Here is a 21,841-nt window from a genome sequence, read left to right on the forward strand (position 1 = left end):
CCTTACTTAGCAAGTGGTCAGGATTTCAATGGTGATCAGAATATTTTCTATATTAAAGAAGGTGAAGTTTATGGTGCGATCTACGGTTATCGTATGGTTCGTACATTAGAAGAAATGTCTACACAACTGCCAGCAGGTAAAACTATTGCTGATTACATAGTTAACAGCGAGGGTTATGTAATTGCTGCAGGTACTGAAGGAAAGCCTAATGAATTGCCAATTAAGAAACTTAATGCAGATGGTACTTTATGGTATGGAAAAATTGGTAACGGCAACCCTGATTTTGTGGCAGGTATTACAAATACATTAACCTACAAAGGTTTCCAGCTCTACATTTTGTTAGATTGGAAACAAGGTGGTGATATTTACAATGGTAAAGAGCAACGTTTGGTGTTTAATTACATCAGCCAAAAACAGGATATGACCAATGTGCCTGCCGGTCAAAAGAAAGCCGCTGCATACTGGGGTACTGGAATGTATGATGCTAACTTTGCCAATGCGTACTGGGTTGAAGATGGTTCTTACTTGAAAGTGCGTGAACTGGCTTTAGGATATACGGTTCCAACTAAAGCTCTGAGTGGAATTTTTAATGGCTTTGTAAAAGGGATAAACGCAAAAGTGGTTGGTAGAAATCTGTTGACTTTTACCAAATATTCAGGTTATGATCCTGAAGTAGGTACAATCAGGTATCCGGTGGATGGCATTTATGCAAACCCGATTTACCGGAACTTTGCATTTTCGCTTTCACTTAATTTTTAAAACTCTAAACTTTTTTATATGAAAAAAATTAGCAGATACCTGTTTTTCATAGCCCTGCTGGCTGTGGGGCTTGCGGGTTGTAAAAAAAATCTGATGGATATCCCCAATGAAAATGACCCTGATCTTAAGAAGGTTTTAGGCAACTCTCAGGATGTTGAGAAAGTAGCTTCAAGTCTTTTTAATTCAATTTTTCATGGCGAACATGATTTTACAGGGGTACAAATGATGATGGCTGTAGCAGCCGATCATGCTACCTGTTCTTGGGGTAATGCCGGCATGCGTGATATGTCCTGGGAACCTCGTGATTTTGCCTGGAATAATTCACCGAGCTATGGTAATGGGGCCGTTTTAAAAGCGACATACGATAAAATGTATGCCGCCATTGTAAATGCCGGCCAGGTAATTACAAGGATCAATGATGGAATGCAAATTGGTACTAATGGTGCCGATAACGACAGGACACTTGCTATTGCACGCTTCGCTCAAGGTATGGCTTATGGTAATATGGCACTGTTATTTGATAAGGTGCATGTTGTAGACGAAACAAAAACTGTTGAACCTGTTCTTGCAACTGCGCTTCCTTATAAAGATGTTGCTGCAGCTGCAATTGCTTATCTTGATAAAGCGATTACATTGTCTAACTCATCATTTACTATTCCTGCAGCATGGTTAGGCACACCTGCGGATATCTCCAGTGCAGATTTTAAGAAAATCTGTAATACTGTTGCTGCACGTATACTTTCTTATACCCCAAGAAATGCAACTGATTTGGCAGCTGTTAATTGGGCTAAAGTAAAAACCTACGCTGATGCAGGTATTACTACTGATTGGAAAATATTAATGGATGGAACAAGTAAATGGTATTTTGAAGCTGGAGACTATCTGACCTATCCCGGTTGGGGCCGCACAGATATGTACGTGGTAAATTTGATGGATCCAACACAACCAAAACATTGGGACGATTCTCCAACCTTCCCTCATCCGCCGGCATCAACCAACCCGGTTGACCAACGTCTGAATACAGATTTTGAGTTTCTCGCATCAAATGATTTTCTTGCTGCAAGAGGTTACTACCATTTCTCTAACTACAGAAATAAGCGTTATGACGCTATTTATGTAGCTGCGATTGGTGAGAAAGCTGAAGTAATGAAAGCTGAAAATGATCTTCTCAGAGCTGAAGCAAGGGCTTATACCAACGATTTAGCTGGTGCAGCAGCAATCATCAATGCAGGTACCCGTGTTACAAGAGGTGGTATGGCTCCGGTAGCTCCTGTGCTTGCTGATATAGTAAAAGCTATTCACCACGAAAGACATGTAGAACTTTATACAACCGGTATGGGTATTCAGTTTTTCGAAATGCGCAAGTTGAACCTTTTACAAAAAGGTACTCCTCTGCATTTCCCTATTCCTGCCAAGATATTGGAGTTATTTAGGGCTCCCATCTATAGCTTCGGTACAACAGCAAAAGCTGACGGTACTGGCACGTCAAATGCAGGCTGGAGATAATAGAAATATTCAATCAGTTAATGAAATGCAAGGGCCACCTCTTTTGAGGTGGCCTTTTTGATTACTATTGCAACTTAATACCTTTCAGGAAATTTGTGGATGAGCCAAAGGGAATAGGCAACCTTTGAATAATGTTATTCATGTCAGTCAATGCCGTTTGCAGATAGTATTTTCACTTTATGTGATGTGCATCTTTGGCCAGCTCACGCATCACCATACCCACTACTTCCCGGTATTTTTCCCTGCATCGTTCTTCTTTTGGAACCGTCTGTCGATAAATAAGCGATGCTGTTTTCGATGCATTTCCCATCCGTTTCGAATGACGCCTCGTTTCAGCAAAAGCCGGGTCTTTCCTCACCCGTTCACCGGAAAGTGAACTTTTTTTCTTTGCGTAGTAAGCAGTACCAATGCGGTAAAAGCAAATACCGTCAACTGTTCCTGAAATGCGTAACAAACCAATTTGTGTAGCCATGAATGCAAGCTAAAAAGCCGTTATTCTTTTGGCAAATGAACCAGCCGTTTTTACCGCATTATGCCACATATGCCGTAAGTATTCAAAAATGAAGGAATCGAGGGTTTAGGATGAGGCATGTGTCATGGGACTGCTACCCAACAAAGACCACTTATATACATGTTCTTATGTTGAAATCGTTTACGAAAGCAACCAGGGATTAGACTTTATTATTTGTTACAAGAAGCTCACAAACTCCTACCTCCAAAACCACAGCAATATCAAAAAGCGTTTCTAGAGTGGGTTGCTGATCATTTGTGCACCATTTCGATACAGTTCCCTTGTCTTTATTTAGTTTCTCCGCTAACCACAGATTAGTCTTATTCTTATCTGCCAAGACGCTTTTAATGCGATTTAATATTCTTTTTTTGACCTCCATAGTAGTGTTTTACACCATTTTAATGTACAAATTAAGTAACATGCAGAAATTGGAATTACTCTATTGTTTCTGTTATAAAGAAATAAAATGTCGTAATTAAGAAATAAAATTCTGTATTTCGGAATTTTTAGTAATTTTATAAAAATAACTGTTATGAAAAAAAACATCACTCCCAAGCAACAACAAACTACCAAAAACACCCAAGCCCGAAAAAAAATGGCAAACCGGTGCTTATAGTCGCCATGCCGATTACCATTTCTGTTTACCCTATCCATTTTTACTGCTTTGCCGCCTCACCGATCAGCACCCGCAAAACATCCTTATCGATTTTATGGATAACCTTGCCTGCGCCGCCTGGAACCGGGGCGGGAGAGATGAGATCAAACAGCAACTTATCAACTATTTCATTACACATGGCTATGGCCAGCAGCATTATTCTGTCGAAGAGCTTAGACAAATGTTTAAAGAAATGGATGCCCTCGGCATGCTCTTTCCCAAACACGGCAAATCAAAAACCATCGATTCCTACGTCAGCTTTCGGGATAGATACTACAATCACTGGTTCAAAAAATGGTTCCGCACACCCCGCCGAAAACCATAGATCAGTTTTATCTGTGTCATTCTGTGTTTCTCTGTGGCCACCTTCAACACATAACCTTTAACCTTCAACCAACAAAATGCAAACCTTCAATGAAACAGAATGGTTGCGCCTCTTATTTCTTCTAAACGATACACAACAATGGTTAGAGGAAATGCAGAAAACATTACTACGCAGCCTTCCCTGCAAAACACCCGAAAAACTTTTTAAGAAAAACTGTTACCTGTCAGTGGCCGCCTTTGCGCATATACTCGAGCGGCACTACCATAAAATTCCACGCCATCCCGGCACTGGCAAATTCACCATCAGCATCCCGGAAATTTTGCAACTCATCAGGCAGGCAGCAGAACAATTACCCCTTCCGCAAAACGGCACAACAAACATACTTTATCAATACAACACTGGCATCGAGCTTGGCTACGATAAATCAGGCCAGCCATCCACTTGCATTACACTTATTGTCGATGAAAAAGGAAACAGCAAAACGGCCTTCCCAGGCTTACTTCACACCTAGATGTCTTTCCCCTCACCATTCACAATTCACGAATCGAGTACCGTGCAAAACAAATACTGGCCGGTTAAAGCCACTTTCAAGGCACTTTACGCCCTATTAAAAGCGCTCAAAATGTATCCGACAGCCAGATAGTAAGTCAGGCGGATTTATAGATAAAGCGGAAAGATGATGGCTAAAGTGGCTGCTTAATTTAGATAGTCTCTCAACTTTCCGATATGCTGATTTACTGGATATGTTGTAGGTTGTTTTTTGTTCTTCACGAAAGAGCTGTGCCCATTTTGAATATAGATAAAGATTCCACCTTGTTTTATATCGATTTGTCATTTAGTGGGAAACGTATTATTAGCTGTCTTTTTCATTAATATTGCAGCTCAATCTGTTAATTTTAGCACTCTAATATTCTTATATATTATGCCATCACTCGAAAACCGTCAGTTCATCGAAATCGAAAAGCCTATCAAGGAATTGGTGGATGAGCTAAAGGAAATTCGCCATAAGGCCGAAAAAAATACGAAGATCGACTACTCGGCAACTATCCAGCAACTTGAACAAAGCATTATTGATAAGCGAAATGAAATTACCCGGCACCTTACAAGCTGGCAAAAAGTACAGCTGAGCCGTCATCCCGACAGACCTTATACATTGAAGTACATCGATAAAATGTGTACCAATTTTGTGGAACTGTATGGCGACAGAGGTGTGAAGGATGATAAAGCCATGGTGGGCGGTTTTGCCCAGCTCGACGGAGAAACGGTGATGGTCATCGGCCAACAAAAAGGGATCAATACCAAAATGCGTCAGCTGAGGAACTTTGGTATGGCCAATCCTGAAGGTTACCGCAAAGCATTACGTTTAATGAAGCTTGCGGAGAAATTCAATAAACCTGTTATTACGTTGATTGATACACCGGGTGCGTTTCCCGGTCTTGAGGCCGAAGAACGTGGACAAGGTGAAGCCATCGCCCGGAATATTTATGAAATGATCCGCTTGAAAGTGCCGGTTATCTGTGTAATCATTGGCGAGGGAGCGAGTGGCGGTGCATTAGGAATTGGTGTGGGTGATAAAGTATTAATGCTTGAAAATACATGGTACACGGTAATCTCTCCTGAAAGTTGCAGTTCAATTTTATGGCGCAGCTGGGAAAAGAAGGAAGTTGCTGCAGAGCAATTGAAGCTTACACCTGAGCATATGTACAAATTTGGGATTGTTGATGGTATTGTACCTGAACCAGCTGGTGGTGCTCACTGGGATTATGATGCTGCTGCACAAATGCTGAAAAAGGAATTGATCCCAATCCTGCAACAATTAAAAACAATTGCTCCTGAAGATCGCATCAATCAACGGATTGAGCGTTACAGCAAGATGGGCTTCTGGGATGAGCTGTAACAAAACATTTTACTTAAACACAACTACTAATATTTCTTTTTATCAACTATGAGCTTTAGAGATCAACTGCGTGGAACCGGTGTGGCATTGGTTACTCCATTTAAAGACAATATGGAGATCGATTATCCAGCCCTAGAACGTGTTATTGATTTTGTGATCGGTAACGGTGTAGAATATGTTATTACTCTCGGAACAACCGGCGAAACGCCCACGCTGAGTAAAGACGAAAAGATCGAACTGATTCTTTTTACTTACGAAAAAGTGGCCGATCGTGTTCCTGTTGTAGTGGGCATTGGTGGTAACAACACATTGTCGTTGATCAAAGACCTCGAAACATTTCCCTTGCAAAAAGCGGCGGCGGTATTAAGTGCAAGCCCTTATTATAATAAACCATCGCAGGAAGGTATTTATCAGCATTATAAAGCATTAGCAGAGGTATCACCTAAGCCAATCATCTTGTACAATGTACCCGGTCGTACTGGTAGAAATATGACTGCTGCAACAACATTGCGGTTGGCACGTGATTTCAAAAACATCATTGGTATTAAAGAGGCGAGTGGTGATATGGCCCAGTCGATGCAAATACTCAAAGACAAGCCAGCCGATTTCCTGGTGGTAAGTGGTGATGATAATTTAGCGATGCCACAGATCGCTTGCGGAATGGATGGCGTCATCAGCGTTGCTGCCAACTGTTTGCCAAAACAATTCAGTGAAATGGTAAGACTTTCATTGAAAGGGAATTTCGCTGCTGCAAAATTGCTGAACGATCAGATGCTTGAAGCGTATGATCTTCTCTTTGCGGAGAATAATCCTGCCGGTGTTAAAGCATTCATGACTGAATTGAATTTGCTTGAAAACAACTTGCGGTTACCTGTTGTTCCATTAAGTGAAGGTTTACATACATCCGTAAAAAACTACCTGCAACGTTTGAGCTAAGAAAACCTTCTTCTCATATATGTATAGCTATTGCTGCCGCATGACTTGTTTATTGCTAACAGTTTCCTGTTGCCTGAACTTATGTTTTGCACAGTTTACTGTTAAGTTTGAAATTGTCAATCAGCCATTAGCTCATAAAGCAGACACTCTTTTTGTTGCAGGAAATTTTAACGGGTGGAATCCCGGCCTTCAATCGTTTAAGTTTTTTAAATCAGCCAACGGCAATTTGGTTTCTGAGATCAAAGCCGTATCAAAAGGCTTGCTTGAATACAAGATCACAAGAGGAAGCTGGACAAAAGTAGAATGCGCAGCAAGTGGTGCATCGATCAACAATCGTGTTGCACAGATCAATTCCGATACAACTTTACCAATTCAAATAGAAGGGTGGGCCGATGATGTGCCGGGCCGACCACCAGTTTCCACACGCACAAAGAATGTATTTGTAATGGATACGGCATTTTTCATTCCTCAACTAAACAGGAAAAGAAGAGTGTGGGTTTATTTACCGGCAGATTATGCATTCAACAAAAAGGAATACCCTGTTTTGTATATGCACGATGGTCAGAATCTTTTTGATGCATTAACTTCCTCATTTGGTGAGTGGGGAGTAGATGAAATGATGGACTCTGCAAGGCCAAGAAACCAATGTATTATTGTTGGTATTGATCACGGAGATAGTAAACGGCTTACAGAGTACAATCCTTACTCATCAAGGTTTGGAGATGGGGAAGGCGATGCCTATGTAGATTTTCTTGCACAAACATTAAAGCCTTATGTCGACAAACGTTTTCGCACAAAACCTGAATCCGCAAGCACATCAATCGCCGGAAGCTCTATGGGAGGACTGATCTCTTTTTATGCTGTATTGAAATATCCTGATGTATTTGGAAGAGCAGGTGTTTTTTCACCGGCATTCTGGATTGCACCTGACGTAATTACAAAGGTTGAAAAAACATCTTCCATCAAGTCGCCTTTTTATTTTGTATGTGGAGAATTGGAAGGGGAACAGATGACAAAAGACATGCAGCTGGTTTATCAGCAGGTGAAAAAGAAAGGATCAACTAAATCAGTATACAAAGTTGTTGCAAACGGTCAACACAACGAGCGTTTCTGGCAAAAGGAATTACCTGCCTTTTACGAATGGTTAAGTAATCAAACCAAATAAGTAACACCTTCAGTTGCCAGTTCTGTATTGGGGAAAACCTCTCTTGCTTCTGTTCCAAATTGTTCAATTACCTCAAATTTCGCTGAGAAATGACCGATTAACAATCTTCCCGCATTTGCTTTTAAAGCAATGGTAGCCGCCTGTTTGCTGGTAGAATGAAAGCGTTCAGTTGCCTTTTCAGTTAAAGCAGCAGGGTAAGTGCTTTCATGATAGATGAGATCTGCATTCTGAACAATTGGCACAAGAGCTTCATCATAGATGGTATCGGCACAAAACGCATAGCTTTTTGGTTTTACGTTTTCATCTGTCAATAGTTCATTTTTTATCATACCTCCAACATTCGTAACAAAATCCTCGCCTTCCTGCAGGCCGGGAAAAGCAGATGTTGGAATATCATAAAAAGATGTTTTTTCAACGTTGATCTTTCTTGGATGTCGTTTTTCTCTTACAAGAAAACCCCAGCACTCAATACGATGTTGAGTTGGGAAACATTCTACCCTATAACTTTTTGCATCAAGCAATAGCCCTGCTTTTTCAATTGCGTGAAAAGTAAATGAAAATGGTAATGATGTATTAGAAATGCGGAACTGTAAGTTGATCACCTCAATTAACGCTGCCGGTCCGTACACATGCAATGGTTGTATTCGACCAAGTAAGGCAAAGCTGTTGAGCAGGCCAATTAACCCGAAATAATGATCGCCATGCAAATGCGAAATGAAAATATGATTGATACGGCTGCGTTTGATACGATAGTTGAGGATCTGGATCTGGCTTCCCTCTCCACAATCAAACATCAGCAGATCGTCGGCAGTAGTAATAATTTGAGCGGTAGGGTGTCTGCCGAAAGCGGGTATAGCAGAGTTATTTCCAAGTATGGTTACAGCCAGCATGAAGGCAATTGGTTTTAGTTGTTGGTGATGTTTTGTTTAAGATAGGTTCTTTATTCATCTTCAAAAAGTTCACGTTCAATTTCTTCCATTTGCACAATATCCCATGCTTCACTTTCTGTTGCTGTATAATTGAGTAAGTCAAGAATCTCAACTTTTTCAAGGAACTCTTCCAGTTCAGGTTTCATTTCACAAATGACAAAGGATAATTCAAGATCATAGAATTCCTGTTGACTATTTAAAATAATTTTAGCCACCTGTTCGTCCATATTTGTCACATGGCTAAGGTTAAGGATCACATTTTTGACTTCCTTTTCTCGGCAGGTAAGCAACAATTGGCTGATTTCGGCTGTCATATTTTCCGAAAGTGTGGTTTCCATGGGTGTCAGCACATGAAATTTTTCCTTGGTATCAATTTTGACATTCATAGTATTATTAACAGATAGTGTGTAACTTATAGTAAACTTCAGTCAAAATTATTCGTTATAATTGTAAAAACCGAATATCCATCTATGGATCATAATTTTTCAACCCAAGTAAAAGAAATCATTTCGTTCAGCAGGGAAGAAGCGTTGAGGCTTGGAAATGATTTTATCGGAACTGAACATCTCGTATTAGGGATGATCAGGGAAGGAGAAAACACTGCCATCAAAGTATTAAAAAATCTGCATGTTGATCTTTACGAGCTGCGAAAGGAAATTGAATTGGCAGTAAAGGATAAAACCGGAAAGAATATTGCCAATATCAACAGCTTGCCTTTAACAAAACAGGCAGAAAAGGTAATACGTGTAACTGTGCTTGAAGCAAAAGCACTTAAAAGTCCGCAGGTGGAAACAGAGCACCTGATGTTATCAATATTAAAAAACAAAGAAAATATTGCTACTCAGATTTTAAACCAGTTTGAAATTGATTACGATATTTTCAGAAATGAATTAGGTATGGTAAAATCAAACGAACCCCGTGCCGAGTATGATGATCCCGGCGAAGAAGACTTTGATGATGAAAAATCGAAGTACTCACAATCACGTTCTAAACAACAGGCCGGTGCAAAAAGTAAAACACCCGTGCTTGATAATTTCGGAAGAGATATTACACGTTTAGCCGAGAACGGATCCTTAGATCCGATTGTTGGTCGTGAAAACGAAATTGAACGTGTATCACAAATCCTCTCCCGCAGGAAAAAGAACAATCCTATTTTAATTGGTGAACCTGGTGTTGGTAAAACCGCCATTGTTGAAGGTCTTGCACTTCGTATCGTACAGCGTAAGGTTTCACGTGTATTGTATGATAAGCGTGTTGTATCGCTTGATCTTGCTGCATTGGTCGCAGGTACAAAATATCGTGGCCAGTTCGAAGAGCGTATGAAAGCAATCATGAATGAATTGGAGAAGAACAGAGATGTTATTCTTTTCATTGATGAAATTCATACAATTGTTGGAGCGGGTGGTGCAAGTGGCTCACTGGATGCTTCAAACATTTTTAAACCGGCATTGTCAAGAGGCGAGCTGCAATGTATTGGAGCTTCTACACTTGATGAGTATAGAATGTACATTGAAAAAGATGGTGCATTAGATCGTCGTTTTCAGAAAGTAATTATCGATCCTCCAAGCATTGATGAAACAATTCAGATACTTCATAACATCAAATCGAAATATGAAGAGTTCCACAATGTTGCCTACAACGATGAAGCAATCAATGCATGTGTGAAACTGAGTGATCGTTACATGACAGATCGTTTATTGCCAGACAAAGCAATTGATGTACTTGATGAAGTTGGTGCAAGAGTGCATTTGAAGAATATCAATGTGCCACAGGAAATTCTTGATCTGGAGAAAAAGATCGAAGACATCAAACAAGAGAAGAATAAAGTGGTAAAGAGCCAACGTTTTGAAGAAGCAGCATCACTTCGTGATACTGAAAAGCGTTTGGGCGAAGAATTAGAAAAAGCAAAAGCCAAGTGGGAAGAAGAAAGTAAGCATAAACGTTACCCCATCGATGAAGAAGCTATTGCTGAGGTAGTGAGCATGATGACAGGCATTCCTGTGAAACGTATGGTGCAGGCTGAAACTGATAAGCTCCGCCGTATGGCAGATGATCTGCAAGGTGCAGTAATTGGCCAGGATGAAGCAATCAGCAAAGTTGTTAAAGCAATTCAACGTAACAGGGTAGGGTTAAAAGATCCTAAGAAGCCGATCGGTACATTTATCTTCCTAGGGCCTACAGGTGTTGGTAAAACTGAATTGGCCCGTGCTTTAGCACGTTACATGTTTGATAGTGATGATGCACTTATTCGCATTGATATGAGTGAGTACATGGAAAAATTCACTGTGAGCCGTTTAATTGGTGCGCCTCCCGGCTATGTTGGTTATGAAGAAGGTGGCCAGTTGACTGAGCGTGTACGTCGTAAGCCTTACTCAGTAGTGTTGTTAGATGAAATTGAAAAAGCGCACCCGGATATTTATAATATTCTGTTGCAGGTGCTGGATGATGGACAATTAACTGATGGCCTTGGTCGTAAAGTTGATTTCAAGAACACACTCATCATCATGACATCAAATATTGGTGTACGCCAGCTGAAAGATTTTGGTGAAGGTGTAGGTTTTGCAACAGCAACACGTATGCAGAATGCTGAGGAGAATAACAAGGCGGTGATTGAAAAAGCCCTGAAGAAAACATTCTCTCCTGAGTTCCTGAACAGGATCGATGATGTGATGATCTTCAATTCGCTCACCAGAGATCATATCTTCCGCATCATAGATATTCTGATGAAGGGAGTAAGTGCAAGGTTGAAAAATCTCGGATTTGCACTGGAGCTTACAGCAGAAGCGAAGGAATTCATCTCTGATAAAGGGTATGACTCACAGTTTGGTGCCCGTCCTCTACATCGTGCTATTCAAAAATATCTTGAAGATCCGTTAGCAGAAGAGATCTTGAATATGAATATCAAAGATGGCGATGTACTGATTGCTGATCTTGATAAAGAGAACCAGAAGATAAAATTCTCTTTTAAGGAAAAGGCAAAAAAACCTGCAAAATCATCAGAAGCATAAAGAAACAGAATGCTGAATATTTCAAACCCCGCTATTGCAGCGGGGTTTTTAATTAGTTTTGCCTCGTGGAAAAAAATAAGAAAATTACGATAGCTATCGATGGATGGTCGAGCTGTGGGAAAAGTACATTGGCAAAGCAATTGTCGAAAGAGTTGGGATATATATATATCGACAGCGGAGCCATGTATCGTGCCATTACACTTTATTTTCTGCGCAATCATATCGACTGGACAAATGAGCCGGAAGTAGATGAGGCGCTGTCCAATATTACCCTCGAGTTCAGGTCAAATAATAAAACAGGTGATTCAGAGATTTACCTCAATGAGGAAAATGTAGAGTATGTGATCCGTGATCTGGTTGTAGCTGAAAAGGTGAGTGAAGTTGCGGCTATAAAGGCAGTTCGTTCATTTGCCGTGGCCCAACAGCAGAAAATGGGAGCAGAAAAGGGTATTATCATGGATGGCCGGGATATTGGCACCACTGTTTTCCCGAATGCAGAATTGAAAATTTTTATGACAGCTGATAATGCCATCAGGGTTGAGCGACGTTTTAAAGAGCTTTACGAGAAGAATCCTAACATCACAATTGAAGAGGTAAAGGCAAATCTGGAGATGAGAGACTACATAGATTCACACAGAGAAGTAAGCCCGCTTCAAAAAGCAGCCGATGCTGTAGTTATTGACAACAGCGATCTTACGCAAGCTCAACAGCTGCAAATGGCGCTTAAGTATGTAAGGATGAAGCAGTAACAGATTGCATTCCAAAAAGTATTTTCAAATTTTTTTTAAAAAAGCTTTGCATTTTCAAAACCTACGTATATCTTCGCTCTATCATTAATCCTTCTATCCGAAGAACTCCCCTTAAATCCGTTCATCCGAACAATCCAATTTTTCTCTTTTAGAACTTAATTTCTGGTTATACTGTCCATCTTCCTGTGATGAGCTATGTCGTTTTACGACACAGTAATCACTATATCCTCCATTGAATTGCTTTTTCAAAAGGTGTCCTTTGAACCGCCAATCTATTTTTTTACCTCTAAACCTTTTTTATGAAAAAGTTTTTACTCTCTTCGGCTTTAATGATGTTAGTTATGGGTGCATTTGCCCAAACAGCTTGTCCTACAAATGCAAAACGAAACAACGGTAATGCTTGTCAAGGCGGCGGAACCGGTGGTGGTATAGAAGTTGAATTTCCTGTTGATCCTGACAATAAGTTGCAGATCGTGGCAATTCTTACGTCTCAAGGTTCTGCAACTGTTATTGAGGCTTCAAAAGTTGAGTCACAACGTGCCGGCAAGTGGTTTATTGATTGGTGTTTTGAAACTGATAATATTGGTGCCGTTGTACAAGGAAGTGTGCAATACCAATTTTACCTCGATCAAAATGGTAATGGCCAGCAAGATCTGTTGAATGGCGAGCCTGTAATTGGCGAAGAAACTTTCCTTTGCACTCAGTCAACTCTTCCAGTAACACTTGCAAATTTTAATGCAGTTCAACGTAGCAGCAAAGTAAACCTTACATGGGAAACTTTGTTTGAATTAAATAACGATGGTTTTGAAATTGAGCGTCGCATCGGTAGTGGTGCTTATCAAAAAATTGCTTTCGTTGATTCAAAAGCTCCAGGTGGTAATGGTGATGCATTCTCTTATAGCTTCGAAGATGCTACAAACCTTCCAAAGGGTGTAACATACTATCGTCTGCGCCAGGTTGACCTCGATGGTCGTGCAACTTACAGCGAAATCAAAGCAGTAAGAACTGGTAATGGCACAATCATTCTCTCAGTATATCCTAACCCAAGTCGTGGAACAACAAATGTTGCTCTTCCTTCAGGTGTTGGAACATATGACGTATCAGTTGATGACTTTACAGGAAAATCAGTTCAGCGTTTCAGCGGTCTTACTTCAAGTAATCTCCAGTTGAATAATCTGAAACCAGGTATGTACATGCTGCGTGTAAGCATTCGTGCAACTGGTGAAACCATCACAGAAAGAATTGCGGTGCAATAAAATACGGGACAGGAAAAACCAGATAAGATCAAGACAAATGAAAACCTCACGCAAGTGAGGTTTTCTTTTTTTATTTAAAAAAATAATACAGTTTGCTTGCATATATAAATTATCAACTTTATTTTTATACTCTAATCTATTCTCCATCCTACGAACACCTGGTTTCTTTAACTCCAAGTTTCCAATACGAATTTTATTTAATTGCTAACTCCAAGCTTCCTTTGAATTATCTGATTTTGTTCAGATAAATTTCTATTCACCTATATCCCATTGATCAACTTTTTCAACAGGTGTCCTTGTGAAACCCCTCTGATTTTTTAACCTCAAAAACCTTTGTATGAAAAAGTTTTTACTTCTCCCTTTTGTAATTTTTATTGGATTTGTTAATCACTTGTATGCCCAGTGTACAGTAAACCAGGTCTTTTTAAGCAACGTTGTGCAAACACAAAACGGGCTTAATGTAGATGTAACAATGGATATACAATTTACTGCTTCTACGAACGGCGGTAATAAGCAGGTTTTTTTCCATGTATGGAAAGAAAGCCAGTACCCGGCAGCAACAATGCACCCCAATCCTTTTAATTGTACAGGAAACCAAAGTGTAGCTCCTGCTCCTGCAAAAGTTAACAGTGGTCAAAACCTGATCGATATTCTTGACAATGCATTTTTGAATTTCGGGTTCAATGTAAATGCAATTTCAACTTTTCCTGCTTTCTCAAACGTTGGTATTACTGCAAATTATAGCGCTTATGATGCAAACGTTACGCTGAATTCGGCCGGAGCAACAATTTCAAAAGAAGCGGCAGGGACAGATGTAGATATTATAAGAATAAAAAACCTGACGTTTACAATTCCTAACTATACTGTTGGTGCTTTTTTACAGGTTCGTGCATTTAACTGGGCTACTAATGGCACAGGAGGCAAGCCACAGTGCTGGGGTTGTGGTCAGGCATTTACAATTGGCGATCCTGTTATTTCCGGTAGCATATCATGTGCTCAACCTGGTGGAGGAACACAGCCTACTTATAATTTATTTATCGATAGCAAGTATGACGATCCGGCTATTGCAGGAATCCAAACCATTACTGGTAAATATGTTTTATATTCTGATGTACTTGTTGATGGGTTAACAAACGATGATGTATTGATTAAGGATACTGTATATTTTTCAACATCAACAGTAGGGGTACCATTTGGGTTCAATAGCAGGTATGAAATACTTGGTGGAGCCTTTGATTTTACGTTTTTGCCTGGCGATCCCAAGTCTTCAAAACCAGTACTTGCAAAAGTAATTATTACAACAACAGGTTATTTAGGTGCGGGCTCTCTCGGATCGCTGACAAATCAATGCGGTGTACTTCCTGTTTCGTTTAAATCATTCAATGCCACACAAAGAAATAATAAAGCATTCCTGACATGGGAAACTGATCAGGAAAATAACAACGACGGATTTGAAGTTGAAAGACGTTCTGCTGGTAACAGTCAGTACCAAAAGATCGGGTTTGTTGATTCAAAAGCTCCTGGTGGAACAGGCGCTGCGTATTCATACAGTTTTGATGATAACCAATCGTTGGCAAAAGGTGTAACCTATTATCGTTTGCGCCAGGTTGATCTGGATGGTCGTGCTACTTACAGTGAAGTAAAAGCAGTGCGTACAGGAAATGGTGGGTTACTTACCATTTCTATCTATCCAAATCCAAACCGTGGTGCCGCTAATGTAACGATTCCTGAAAGTGCCGGAAAGATGGATGTATCATTAGATGATTACACAGGCAAATCAATTCAACGTTGGAGCGGTATAAGTGTCCGCAATCTTCAATTGAATAACATGCGACCAGGTATTTACATGCTTCGTATAAATTTCCGTGAAACAGGTGAAACCATAACTGAGCGGATTATTGTTCAATAAACTTTCTTTGGACAGGAAAAACCAGATAAAACCGAAGAGAAGAGGCCTCCGAAAGGAGGCTTCTTTATTTTATATAATCAGATGATCACAATCAGCCGGTTCTTATTTTCTTCCAATCCGTGTCATTGTTTTTATCTACCAGCTGTAAGTATCTTTCGCTAAATTAAACTACATGGAATATTTATCATTATTTGATGCTGCTCTTTAATCTTCAGCCAGCTCAACAATGAACGGCATCAACTGGCAGAGAGCCGGGCTGAAAATTGTTCATTTCTCAATTTGTATTTTATGAAAAAGTATTTACTCCTGTTATCAGTAGGGATATTTCTTTCAGCTTATAACATTCTACTTGCACAATGCAATGTTACAAACGTAATCGTAAGTAATATTCGAACTTCTCCATCTGGTCCTGATAGTTTGTTGTATACCATCGATCTTCAATTTAATGCTACTGTAAATGGCGGCAATAAAGATGTATGGCTTCATATGTGGAGGGAAGCTGATTATCCTGTTACAGCTATGCAACGATATAATTGCACAGGTCAGCAAAGTACCGGGCCGGCACCTTCTACTTTTACAGATGCGAATAACAACCTTGACGTATTAGATAAAGCATTTCTTACTTTCGGGTTTGATGATAACGCAATCAATACGAACGTTCCGGGAACAGCAGGAATTTTTACCAATTACCATTATGATCCTGCAGTTACACCTAACTATTCCGGAGCTACTATTTATAGAATTGCACATAGTACCGATCCTAATGTGGACCATGTTTATATTCAGGATCTGTCATTTAAAGTTAGTAACACTGCACTTGATTTTTTACAGGTTCGGGCATTCAGCTGGTCAACTGTAGGAGATCAACGTCCGCAATGTTGGGGTTGTGGTGAAACATTTGTTGTGGGTGACCCAACTGTATCAGGTTCTGTTAACTGCACAGCTACCAGAACATATAACTTAAATATCCAAAGTAAATTTGACGATGTAACTGTTCCTGGTATTGAAACTATTTCAGGCTACTATCGTTTGTATATTGATGTAGACAGAAGTGGAGCAATTAATGAAGGCATTGACATTCTTGCGCAAACAACCACAAATTTCAATACAGGGTTTGTTCCAGGTACAGTTCTTCCCGGATTCAAAAGTGCTTATGTAGGGTCAGTACTGGCGTTCAATAACTATACATTTCAAAATGGCGACACTAACTCGAATAAGCCGTTGATTGCATTGGTAAATATTACCACTCCGGGTTACCTTGGAGCCGGTGCAACAGGCATTCTGAATAATCCCTGTACAGTGTTGCCGGTTGAGATGTTGGATTTTAAAGCGCAGCGTGTGTTTAACAATGTAAACCTCACTTGGGAAACTGCTCAGGAATTTAATTTCAGCGGGTTTGATGTGCAACGAAAAATTGGTAAGGGTTCATATACAAGTATTGGATTTGTAACAGCTAAAGCAAATGAAGGTAATGGTGCTGTTTACAGTTTTACCGATGCTGATCTTGCTTCCGGAACGAATGTATTGTATCGCTTGCGCATTGTAGATAAAGATGGAGCTTACAGTTACAGCGATATCAGAGCTATTCGTAATAACGCTCAAAAAATTGATGTATCTGTTTATCCTAATCCATGCAACGGGTTCTTTGCCATTGCTGTTCCTGCAGATGCGGGATTGTATGATGTAATATTAACTGATGTAACAGGAAAGACTTTAAGATCAATGAACGGCTTGCGCAATCAGTCATTACAAATAAATAATCTTAATCCAGGGATATATATTATCAAGATATGGTTCCGTGAAACTGGCGAAACTATTACAGAAAGAATAGTTGTAAAATAAGAGAGGCGGGTATTGATAACAGCAGCGGGGCTCTAAGAGCCCCGCTTTTTATTGGTAAGTTTCTTTTAGCTGTTGAAATGAATCGGCCGCATTGCATATTACAGCAAGTTTATCCATCACCGCTTCCACCAATGAATCAGGACAGGACGCTCCGCTGCTGACAAGAATTTTAACCGGTCGTTTTGCAGGCAAAAAATCTTTCGTTACATATTCCTTCTTATCATGAAAATTGAAATGCATGATCTCGGTTTCAGAAAGAATCTTATCAGTACTGTTAATAAAATAAGTCGGAAGTTTTTCTTCGCATAACTCAACTAAATGAGTTGTGTTTGAACTGTTATATCCGCCAACAATCACCGCAATATCAGCGTCTGTTTCCAGCATACCTGTTATAGCAGTCTGGTTATCGTTGGTAGCATAACAAAGTGTATCTCTTGTATCAGCAAATCGTTCACCTATGTTTTGTGCATTTAAATTGTAATGCTTCATCACCAGCGATTTCAAATATTCTGCTATTGCCTGTGTATCGCTGGCAAGTTGTGTAGTTTGATTTACTACGCCAAACCGTTCAAGGTCTGTTGTAATATCAAACCCATTTGAATAAAGTCCTTTAAACTCTTCATAGAACTGTTCAGCTGGTTTTTCGCCAATGATATATTTTCCCAGCTCAATGGTTTCTTTCATATCATTCACGATCACAGTAGGCGTGTGCGAACTTGCATGCGAAAATGTTGCTCTTGTTTCTTCGTGTTTTGGTTTGCCGTGTACAACAATTGAATAACCTTTTGCAGCGATCTGTTCGCTTCGGTTCCATACTTTTTCTACAAACGGACAAGTAGTATTATATTTTTCTGTTGCAATACCTTTTGCGTTCAACATCTCTTCAATATCAAGCGTTGTACCAAATGCAGGAATGATCACAACATCATCACTCCTGATCTCATCGAAAGGAATAATTTGTTTACCATAAGTGTCTTGCAGAAACTGCACTCCACGTTCAATAAGTGTTGCATTCACCTGCGGATTGTGAATCATCTCACTCAAGAGGAAAATGCGTTTGCCTTTGTTTTCTTCAATTGTTTTAAAAGCAATTTCAATTGCATTTTCTACACCATAACAAAAACCGAAATGGCGGGCAAGATAAAACTGAATCGGACCCAGATCAAGCAGGGTAGGCGAGAAATCCTTTTTTAGTTTGTCTTGCTCTTTTCGTTTTGCCTTTATTGCTGTAATAAGATCGCTACGGTAGATATTTGGTACTTCAAACTTTTTCATGTCGTTTTATAACAGTTGCAAAGGTACAAGGTTTACCAGTGGATGACAGTATTTTGCCCAAGGTTTGATTTTCTATTGCTTACTAAAGGCTGTTTGCTGATTGGTTCGTATCATTGAGGCGAATTATAACTACTATGTCCACTGAATTCAGGCCCGCAGCTTGGGTAAGCTCCACGAATATTTATGAGGTGAATCTTCGTCAATACACGGCTGAAGGTACTTTTCTTGCATTTTCAAAACATCTTACGAGATTAAAAGATATGGGTGTTGAAGTGATCTGGTTCATGCCGGTAACACCAATATCTGTCAGGAACAGGAAGGGAACGCTTGGAAGCTACTATGCCTGCTCCAGTTACGTTGATACAAATCCTGAATTTGGAACGGTAGATGAATTTAAAGCATTGGTGAAATCGATTCATGCATTGGGAATGAAGGTGATCATTGATTGGGTGGCTAACCACACAGGATGGGATCATGAGTGGACAATTTCGCATCCGGATTATTATACACAGGATCATGAAGGCAACTTTAAACCACCTGTTGAGAATTGGGAAGATGTGATTCATCTCAACTTCTATAATGCTGCATTGCGCAGAGCCATGATCGACGCAATGAAGTTCTGGGTGAATGATTGCGGTATTGATGGTTTCCGTTGCGATATGGCCATGCTGGTTCCTGTTGATTTTTGGAAAGAAGCAAGAACCGAGTTAGATCAACTCCGCACCCTTTTCTGGTTAGGTGAATTTGATCAATGGAATGATGAAGCTTATGCGCATGTATTCGACATGAGTTACACCTGGCATTGGATGCATATATCAGAAGAATTTTACAAGAAACATCGGCGTATGGTTGAACTGGATAAAGCACTTACCGGTTATAAACAGAAACAACCTTCACATCACCTGCATTCTTTTTTCACCAGCAACCATGATGAGAACAGCTGGAATGGCTCTGAATATGAAAAGTATGGTGCAATGGCATTGCCCCTGGCCGTATTCAGTTGTACATGGAATGGCGTTCCGTTGTTATACAGCGGACAGGAATTACCCAACAATAAACGTCTTGCATTTTTCGATAAGGATGAAATTGAGTGGACTGATCAACCGGTGTTACATACATTCTATCGCAAATTGCTTGGACTGCGTAAAGACTATCCGTCTTTATTAGGTTATGATGAACATAATATCAGTTGGCGAATTGCTACCGATCATCCTGATGACGTGTTTTGTTTTGTAAGAAAGAATAAAGAAAAAGAATTATTGGTGTTGCTGAATTTTTCAGAGAAGCCTGTTAACCTCATTTTGCATGATCTGCGTGTACGAGGTGAATTCAGCGATATCTTTTCAACCGATAAAAAAGATGCAGCAGATACATTTACCCTTGAACCCTGGGGATATAAAGTAATGATCAAATAAAAAAATCCCTCGTTTTAAACGAGGGATTTTTTTTATGAGTTATCTGCGTTTTAATTATGGCTCATTACGCAGATCGTTAATTGCATATTGGTACACACCTTCATAGCCGGGATAAATACCTTCAATGATGATGCTGTTACCTGCGTTATCAATTGCTTTTTTGAGATCATCTACAGACTTGACAGCTTTGCCGCCTGCACGAACAATAATAAATCCTTTTTTGATCGTTGTTTGTTCTGCAATTAAACCATCACTTAAAGCCTGCACAACCACACCACCTTCAACACCATACTCTTTTGCTTTCTTAGCATCGAGTGTAGATAAATCTGCACCTAAACGATCAATTGCAGATGTTTTAACGATCTCTGTATTACCGCTGCTGTTCTTTAATGTAAGTACAGCTGTTCCTTCTTTACCATTTCTCAGGTAAGTAACATTTATTTTCTGACCAGGACGATAGCTCGCCACAGTACCGGTTAATTCATACCAAGTAGCAACTGTCTTGTTATCAAGTTTAATGATCTTATCACCTTTCTTTAAACCTGCATCTTCAGCTGCACTGTTGCTCATTACTTCACCTACAACAACACCATCGCCTTCCTTAATTTGTGAGTCAGTATTTTCATCAGCATTTGCTTCAGGACGTATACCAAGAAATGCACGTTGTACAGTACCGAACTTAATTAAGTCATCAACAACTTTCTTTACAATGTTTACAGGAATTGCGTATGAATAACCTGCGTATGTTCCGGTTGGTGAAGCAATGGCTGCGTTAATACCGATCAATTGACCGCTTGTATTTACCAATGCACCACCACTGTTTCCCTGGTTTACTGCAGCATCGGTTTGAATAAAGCTTTCAACCACATTTGCATTACGTCCTGCTTTACGTTGATTGATACCAAGGAAACGATATTTGGCACTAACGATACCTGCAGTAACAGTAGTTTCCAATGTCAATGGATAACCAACTGCTAATACCCATTGACCAAGCTTCACTTCATCAGAATTTCCATACAACAAGTAAGGGAAACCTGAGCCTTCAATTTTTACAACAGCAAGATCAGTGTTTGCATCTGTTGCTATTACTTTTGCTTTGTATTGTTTTTTGTTATGTAGTGTAACAGTTACTTCATCGGCACCGTCAACTACGTGGTTGTTGGTAACAATATATCCATCTGCAGAAATAAACACACCACTGCCACTTGCCATTTGCGGACGGTTGCTTTGAGGACCTCCGAAGAAATCATCAAAAAATTCATCGCCGAAAATATCTCCAAACGGACTGCGGCGTTTTGTGTTGTTTGTTTGTGTAGGATTAGTTTTTGTTTTGATATGCACTACTCCTGCAACAGTAGAGTTTGCTGCCGCTTCAAAATCAACAGGGCCAGGTGTACCGCCACCATCAAACAAACCTGCATAGTTAACAGGTAACTGGCCTTGACTTTGGGCAACAGAGTTACTCTTGTTGAGTTTTGCATAGAGGAAAACACTTGAGAGAGCTGTAACGGCACTCACAAGTACGGTTACCAGAATGTGTTTTGCTTTCATGTTTATACTTCGTTTTTGTTTTTAATTATCAAAGGATGTGCCTTTCGGTTTGTAAAATAACAAAGCTGACATCATTTCAGATCTACCAAGAAGCCACATTTAACAAACAGTTATGAAGACCTTCGTAGTTATGCTAAAGTTACAGATTTCTTA

18 protein-coding genes and 1 pseudogene are annotated in these 21,841 nt (G+C 39.9%); 13 read left to right on the forward strand and 6 right to left on the reverse strand.

The window, feature by feature from the left end; translation table 11 throughout:
• Positions 1-759, forward strand: a pseudogene (locus VK159_RS05275) (hypothetical protein); the annotation flags it as partial.
• Positions 760-777: 18 nt separating this feature from the next.
• A complete protein-coding gene (locus VK159_RS05280) occupies positions 778-2,265 on the forward strand; it encodes a hypothetical protein (RefSeq protein ID WP_324229096.1) in 1,488 nt (495 codons plus the stop codon).
• Between the two features lie 172 nt (positions 2,266-2,437).
• Here the strand turns inward: VK159_RS05280 and VK159_RS05285 are convergent, their stop codons facing one another.
• The gene (locus VK159_RS05285; protein WP_324229097.1) at positions 2,438-2,737 is read right to left on the reverse strand and encodes a hypothetical protein; all 300 of its coding nucleotides are present in this window, start codon (positions 2,735-2,737) and stop codon (positions 2,438-2,440) included.
• 199 nt (positions 2,738-2,936) lie between these two features.
• Positions 2,937-3,155, reverse strand: a complete 219-nt coding sequence (locus tag VK159_RS05290; RefSeq protein ID WP_324229098.1) for a helix-turn-helix transcriptional regulator — start codon at positions 3,153-3,155, stop codon at positions 2,937-2,939.
• Positions 3,156-3,486: 331 nt separating this feature from the next.
• Between VK159_RS05290 and VK159_RS05295 the strand changes: the two genes are divergently transcribed.
• The 5 genes from VK159_RS05295 to VK159_RS05315 all read left to right on the forward strand — a co-directional run bounded on the left by VK159_RS05295 (position 3,487) and on the right by VK159_RS05315 (position 7,754).
• A complete protein-coding gene (locus VK159_RS05295) occupies positions 3,487-3,756 on the forward strand; it encodes a hypothetical protein (RefSeq protein WP_324229099.1) in 270 nt (89 codons plus the stop codon).
• Between the two features lie 76 nt (positions 3,757-3,832).
• Positions 3,833-4,267: a hypothetical protein gene (locus VK159_RS05300; RefSeq protein ID WP_324229100.1), complete on the forward strand. Its 435-nt coding sequence runs from the start codon at positions 3,833-3,835 to the stop codon at positions 4,265-4,267.
• A 411-nt stretch (positions 4,268-4,678) separates the two neighbouring features.
• Positions 4,679-5,653 carry an acetyl-CoA carboxylase carboxyltransferase subunit alpha gene (locus VK159_RS05305; protein ID WP_324229101.1) on the forward strand — a complete coding sequence of 325 codons (975 nt, stop codon included), beginning with the start codon at positions 4,679-4,681 and terminating at the stop codon, positions 5,651-5,653.
• A gap of 48 nt (positions 5,654-5,701) precedes the next feature.
• Positions 5,702-6,589 carry a 4-hydroxy-tetrahydrodipicolinate synthase gene (gene dapA, locus VK159_RS05310; RefSeq protein WP_324229102.1) on the forward strand — a complete coding sequence of 296 codons (888 nt, stop codon included), beginning with the start codon at positions 5,702-5,704 and terminating at the stop codon, positions 6,587-6,589.
• Between the two features lie 40 nt (positions 6,590-6,629).
• Positions 6,630-7,754: an alpha/beta hydrolase gene (locus VK159_RS05315; protein WP_324229103.1), complete on the forward strand. Its 1,125-nt coding sequence runs from the start codon at positions 6,630-6,632 to the stop codon at positions 7,752-7,754.
• Here the strand turns inward: VK159_RS05315 and VK159_RS05320 are convergent.
• Together VK159_RS05320 and VK159_RS05325 are read right to left on the reverse strand one after the other, a co-directional pair.
• The gene (locus VK159_RS05320) at positions 7,742-8,644 is read right to left on the reverse strand and encodes a ribonuclease Z (RefSeq protein WP_324229104.1); all 903 of its coding nucleotides are present in this window, start codon (positions 8,642-8,644) and stop codon (positions 7,742-7,744) included. The genes VK159_RS05315 and VK159_RS05320 overlap by 13 nt on opposite strands.
• A 50-nt stretch (positions 8,645-8,694) precedes the next feature.
• On the reverse strand, positions 8,695-9,069 hold the full coding sequence (locus VK159_RS05325; protein WP_324229105.1) for an STAS domain-containing protein: 375 nt from the start codon (positions 9,067-9,069) through the stop codon (positions 8,695-8,697).
• 84 nt (positions 9,070-9,153) lie between these two features.
• On the opposite strand from VK159_RS05325, the gene VK159_RS05330 reads away from it, so the two are divergent.
• From VK159_RS05330 to VK159_RS05350, 5 genes are all read left to right on the forward strand, one after another.
• Positions 9,154-11,691, forward strand: coding sequence for an ATP-dependent Clp protease ATP-binding subunit (locus VK159_RS05330; RefSeq protein ID WP_324229106.1), 2,538 nt, complete (start codon positions 9,154-9,156; stop codon positions 11,689-11,691).
• A gap of 65 nt (positions 11,692-11,756) precedes the next feature.
• The gene (cmk, locus tag VK159_RS05335) at positions 11,757-12,440 is read left to right on the forward strand and encodes a (d)CMP kinase (RefSeq protein WP_324229107.1); all 684 of its coding nucleotides are present in this window, start codon (positions 11,757-11,759) and stop codon (positions 12,438-12,440) included.
• Between the two features lie 299 nt (positions 12,441-12,739).
• Positions 12,740-13,696 (forward strand): T9SS type A sorting domain-containing protein, encoded by a 957-nt coding sequence (locus VK159_RS05340; protein ID WP_324229108.1) that lies wholly within the window; start codon positions 12,740-12,742, stop codon positions 13,694-13,696.
• Between the two features lie 337 nt (positions 13,697-14,033).
• Positions 14,034-15,605, forward strand: coding sequence for a T9SS type A sorting domain-containing protein (locus VK159_RS05345; protein WP_324229109.1), 1,572 nt, complete (start codon positions 14,034-14,036; stop codon positions 15,603-15,605).
• Between the two features lie 288 nt (positions 15,606-15,893).
• On the forward strand, positions 15,894-17,447 hold the full coding sequence (locus VK159_RS05350; RefSeq protein WP_324229110.1) for a T9SS type A sorting domain-containing protein: 1,554 nt from the start codon (positions 15,894-15,896) through the stop codon (positions 17,445-17,447).
• A 48-nt stretch (positions 17,448-17,495) separates the two neighbouring features.
• Here the strand turns inward: VK159_RS05350 and VK159_RS05355 are convergent, their stop codons facing one another.
• Positions 17,496-18,722 (reverse strand): 4-hydroxy-3-methylbut-2-enyl diphosphate reductase, encoded by a 1,227-nt coding sequence (locus VK159_RS05355; RefSeq protein ID WP_324229111.1) that lies wholly within the window; start codon positions 18,720-18,722, stop codon positions 17,496-17,498.
• Positions 18,723-18,856: 134 nt separating this feature from the next.
• Between VK159_RS05355 and VK159_RS05360 the strand changes: the two genes are divergently transcribed.
• Positions 18,857-20,137, forward strand: a complete 1,281-nt coding sequence (locus tag VK159_RS05360) for an alpha-amylase family glycosyl hydrolase (RefSeq protein WP_324229112.1) — start codon at positions 18,857-18,859, stop codon at positions 20,135-20,137.
• A gap of 54 nt (positions 20,138-20,191) precedes the next feature.
• Here VK159_RS05360 and VK159_RS05365 read toward each other — a convergent pair whose 3' ends face one another.
• On the reverse strand, positions 20,192-21,688 hold the full coding sequence (locus tag VK159_RS05365) for a trypsin-like peptidase domain-containing protein (protein WP_324229113.1): 1,497 nt from the start codon (positions 21,686-21,688) through the stop codon (positions 20,192-20,194).
• Positions 21,689-21,841: the final 153 nt, after the last annotated feature.

It is taken from the genome of Lacibacter sp., assembly GCF_035299325.1.
GTDB lineage: Bacteria > Bacteroidota > Bacteroidia > Chitinophagales > Chitinophagaceae > Lacibacter.